A 4766-nucleotide genomic window follows, 5' to 3' on the forward strand; every position below is an offset into this window, starting at 1 on the left:
ATTTTCAGGTAGCCAATAGATTGTTTATGTATTCTTGCCTCCCCCTATTTTCTGTTTTAGATTAGTTTCTAATATTTTTATTTCTAGATAATCTTGTGTCTCTTCCCTTATAATTATGTTTCAAACAACTCGTCGCCGTTTAGCAATTTGGTACACTACAGTCACAGCCATTTTATTACTAATATTTGCTACAGGATTTTATATCTATTTCCGCAGTACCTTAATCGAACGTATAGATGATACATTGCTTCATGTCGTAGAAATAGTAGAGCGATCGCTAATTATCGAACCTATCCCCAACTTTCCTATTGAAAATAGTAAAAAATTCCGTGTCAACCTCGAAGCAAGTTTTCCAGATAATGCTAATACTGTAGAAGATGACCATATTGATATTGAATGGTTTAGTCCAACAGGAAAACTACTTTGGTCAACCTTTTCTGAGCCCCTAAATATTCCCATACATTCCAACCGTATTGGAGAAACAGTACGAATAACTCCCCACTCTGGAAAAATTGAAACATGTAAAAAATTCCGTGTCAACCTCGAAGCAAGTTTTCCAGATAATGCTAATACTGTAGAAGATGACCATATTGATATTGAATGGTTTAGTCCAACAGGAAAACTACTTTGGTCAACCTTTTCTGAGCCCCTAAATATTCCCATACATTCCAACCGTATTGGAGAAACAGTACGAATAACTCCCCACTCTGGAAAAATTGAAACATTACAACCAATCACAAATAATAATTTACTCCTACGACAAGTGACAGATAGAGTAGAAGTAGGTCATCAAATCTTAGGATATTTGCGAGTTAGTCATCCTTGGTTTGAAGTGACAAAACCAATTCGCCAATTAATCCTAGACTTAAGTATCGGTATCTGTTTAGTCGTAATTTCTGTCGGAAGTATCGGTTGGTTACTTTCCGGGTTAGCAATACAACCAGTACGAGAATCTTATCAACATTTGAAAAAGTTTACTGCTGATGCTTCTCACGAACTCCGAAACCCCATAGCAATGATTCAAACTAATGTCCAGGTAGCTTTAGCAGACCCCAAGTTAGCATCATCTGAACATCAACAACAACTACAAGTTATTGAACGTTTGACCCGTCGTTTAGGGCGGTTAGTAGATGATTTACTATTTTTGGCACGTCAAGATAGTAGGATAGTTAAGTCAGAATTTTCACCAATACCTTTGGATGCTTTATTGATGGAAGTAGTAGAAGAACAACAGGCGATCGCTACTGCCCAAGGTATAAATCTAGAATTAAAAATTTCTCTACCTGATTTTATTGAAGAAAATTCAACATCTAATCATATCCCTAAATCTAACTATCAAAATTATAAAAATCAAGAGAAATCTGAAATTATTAAACATCCTATTTCTGAGGAAGATATTACAATCAGAGGAGATTGGCAACAACTGGCCAGGCTATTTACAAATTTGATGAGTAATGGTATGCAATATACCCCATCTGGTGGTCATCTTGTAGTCGAGTTGCAGTACCTTCCAAAAGCTAAAAAGCAAATATTGAGAACTCAGAAAGCTGAACTAGGTGATACTTCTGAGAATAGTGGAGTAATTTTTAAAGGTTGTCAAAATCTTAAAAATGATTGTCTTAAGGTAACGGTTAAGGATAATGGTATAGGCATTTCCAATGAAGATTTGTCTCGTTTATTCGATCGCTTTTATCGAGTAGACCCCGCTCGTTCCCATCGCGGTACAGTTGGGTCAGGTTTAGGGTTAGCGATCGCTCTAGCCATAGTTGAAAATCATCATGGCCAAATATCAATTGAAAGTCGTCCCCAAGTAGGTACTATGGCCACTGTTATGTTGCCTTTACATCAGAATTAGGGCAACCCCTTATCAGTTATCAGTCGTCAGTAGTATGAGTATCTTACTTGCCAGTTGCCACTTAATAGAACCCCTGAAGGGATCTATTTAAAATTAGAGATTGAGAGTAGGGGAGTGTGGAGAGATGGGGAGATGGGGAGATGGGGTGTATTAGATATCTCCCAGTCATCCAATCATCAAATCAATTATTACCCATTTTTGATCAATTATATCATGTCCAGATGATTAGGTATAAATAAAATATTTGGCGATCAAGAGGATATATTTTAATTTTTCCCCTACTCCTCTACTCCCCTACTCCCCTACTATCTTAAATTATAAGCGTTCAATCGGACATGGTATTGAGGATATATTTTAATTTTTCCCCTACTCCTCTACTCCCCTACTCCCCTACTATCTTAAATTATAAGCGTTCAATCGGACATGGTATTAATTCTCCCTCCGACCTATTTTCTGGAGATACGCTTAGGGCTTCTATATTATGTCCGCTGGTATCATTTGTGTAAAAGTTAGCGTCAATATCTACAAGAAATTTAAGTTTTTTTCTGGCTCTTAAGCCCTCTTCCCTTGTCCCTATTCCTTCTTGCTTCTTGCTTCTTCCTTACCTTGACCTTACAATACCGATGCTACCGGACATGATATTATAGCTATTTCAAATAAGGATGGAACACTTTTTATGCTGAAACTCTCTTCTAGCAAAAAATACTTGTGTCAATCTAAATGAAAATGACTATAGATTCTAACTTCTGACTGCTTCAAAATTTCAGACTTATTCAGCAAAACCTAAGTATATTTGGTAAAGTTTAAACTTGTATTTTTACGAAGGAACAAACAATTAATTTATCTAATTAAATCTAACTTTGCCTAATTATCTAAGTTCAGCAGTTAGTCCCTAATTCAAAATCTGAGGAGATGATGATTCAATTCCTGTCTAATTTTGTTAAAACAACCTCTATTATTAGTGCCATTGGTAGCAGTTTAATGATAATCACAATTTCCCACGCTGGAGGCCCACCACCTGGTACAAAGCCTCCTGCTACTAATCAGCAAGAGGATACTTCTGAGCCATCTGGTAATAGAGGAAAACCTGTAGAGGTCGAACCTGAGAACACCGAACCGACTCGCCGTCAGCCTCCGACTCAGCAGCCAGAAACTACTCAGCCCCCACCCCAATTTCCAGAGCCTGCTGGTAGGGTTACCCCTGTTGAAGGTATCATCACTCTAAGATTGATTAATCAAACTGGTGCTGTAATTGGATATCAGGTAATAGGTGGCCGACATCGGATTCTAGGTGAAAGTTCAGTGGTAGAATTATCTGAACTGCCAATTCCACTAACCTTAACCTACCAACGTCCTGATGGTGGTTTACTTTTGGTACGTCCTCAGAGGATTTCTTCTAGAGTATTAGAAGTTATATTTAATCCCACAGAAGATTTTGATTTAGATACAAAGTCACTGAATATTACTGGTAAAGGTGGGGTATTTTTGAACTAGGTCATTTCAGTTATCAGTTATCAGTTATCAGTTATCAGTTATCAGTTATCAGTTATCAGTTATCAGTTATCAGTTATCAGTTATCAGTAGTTACCGAAAAATTAAGGTATAAAGCCTCTCCATTCATGGAGAAAAAAGAAAAAAATTCCTTTTAGTCAATCCTCTTCTTTATAAGAAGAGGTAATTATTAATTATTGAATGAGGTACAGTTGTTTTTCTTCTTTTCTACTCCCTACTCCCTAAAACAATAGAATCTTAACTATTCTGGTTCTTTTGGAACTTTGAGAAACTGATTTATACCTGTACTAACTTGCTCAATATCATCATTCAAATAGATGGCTTTAATATCTTCTGGCAAATTAGTATCTAGATTATGATATCCCTGTTGCAATAAAGATTTTACTTCCTGATGTGAAATTGTTTCTCCCTCAGCTTGGAGATAAGCTGCTATTCTTGTTTCACTCCAGTGAAAAGTCTGAAACATTAACAAAATCAAGCGTAGTAAAGGCTCTAACTGATCTAATACTTGCCTGAAATAGCACCATAAAGGTGGTGGGGCCATTTCTAAAGAATAACGAATTGACTCGACAGGGGGCATTTCTTCTTGGTTAATACTAATGGCTGTAATATTAATTAACCAATTCTGAAGAGTAGTATTTCCAGTCTCTGGATCTGCTCCCTCTCGCAAATCTAAGCCACGCAATTCGTAAAATATATGTTGCCAGGTTTGAGCAAATAGATAGTCTGCTTGAACAGGCGATCGCACAGAATGTTGAATTAAAGTTTGGACTATCATACCATAACGACAGAAAATAGTGACAAAGTATTTTCCTTGGTCTGGATAGTTTTGAAATAGGGTCAACAGTTCTTGGTCACTGTGATGAAATAGTGATTTAACTATGGGGTGATTAGATTCGGGAAATTTGTAAGTAGGCTCTGTTTTTAGCATATACTTGGAAAAATTAGATTAATGAATCATAAAATTTAAGAAGCACTATTAATTCTAAAATATAAATTCCTTTAGCTAAATCAAAATATAGTCGTTTGAAATAAAAATTAGACGGCTAAATTCCTGATTTAAAAGGATTATATCAAGGTTAAGTATCTCAATCCTTTTCTGGAATGACTATAGCAGTCGCCATTACTAAGGCAGACATTCTCGCACTTCTCAAATTTAGTCCGTTCTGCAAATTCAACTTCTGACTTCTGACTTCTGACTTCTGACTTCAGCTAATTCTATCCATAGCTCTTTTTCCGCCCCACTGCCCAACAATTTTATCATCATATTCATCAGAAATTTTTAAAACTGCTTTAACAGATGCTTCTAACTCTGGTTTATCACAAGTCGAACCAACTATTGTATGTTCAAATATAATATTATTATTGTCATCTATACCAAAAGCACCAAAGCGCATTT

General features: G+C 36.2%; 3 protein-coding genes and 1 pseudogene. 2 read left to right on the forward strand and 2 right to left on the reverse strand.

The annotated features are described in order from the left end of the window. Positions 1–115 precede the first annotated feature (115 nt). On the forward strand, positions 116–1855 hold the full coding sequence (locus tag AFK68_RS10080) for a cell wall metabolism sensor histidine kinase WalK (protein WP_210407335.1): 1740 nt from the start codon (positions 116–118) through the stop codon (positions 1853–1855). Between the two features lie 912 nt (positions 1856–2767). Continuing rightward, positions 2768–3349, forward strand: a complete 582-nt coding sequence (locus AFK68_RS10085; RefSeq protein ID WP_143437750.1) for a hypothetical protein — start codon at positions 2768–2770, stop codon at positions 3347–3349. A 259-nt stretch (positions 3350–3608) separates the two neighbouring features. On the opposite strand, the gene AFK68_RS10090 is transcribed toward AFK68_RS10085, so the two are convergent. Both AFK68_RS10090 and AFK68_RS10095 read right to left on the reverse strand, forming a co-directional pair. Then, complete coding sequence (locus AFK68_RS10090; protein ID WP_094672592.1) at positions 3609–4298, reverse strand: RNA polymerase subunit sigma-70; 690 nt, start codon at positions 4296–4298, stop codon at positions 3609–3611. 277 nt (positions 4299–4575) lie between these two features. Beyond that, positions 4576–4766, reverse strand: a pseudogene (locus AFK68_RS10095) (YbjN domain-containing protein); the annotation flags it as partial.

It is taken from the genome of Hydrocoleum sp. CS-953, from assembly GCF_002260545.1.
GTDB lineage: Bacteria > Cyanobacteriota > Cyanobacteriia > Cyanobacteriales > Microcoleaceae > Trichodesmium.

Coding starts and splice junctions, on each gene's coding strand:
- AFK68_RS10090 (WP_094672592.1), bottom strand. CDS start 4,298: ATGCTAAAAACAGAGCCTACTTACAAATTTCCCGAATCTAATCACCCC.
- AFK68_RS10080 (WP_210407335.1), top strand. CDS start 116: ATGTTTCAAACAACTCGTCGCCGTTTAGCAATTTGGTACACTACAGTC.
- AFK68_RS10085 (WP_143437750.1), top strand. CDS start 2,768: ATGATGATTCAATTCCTGTCTAATTTTGTTAAAACAACCTCTATTATT.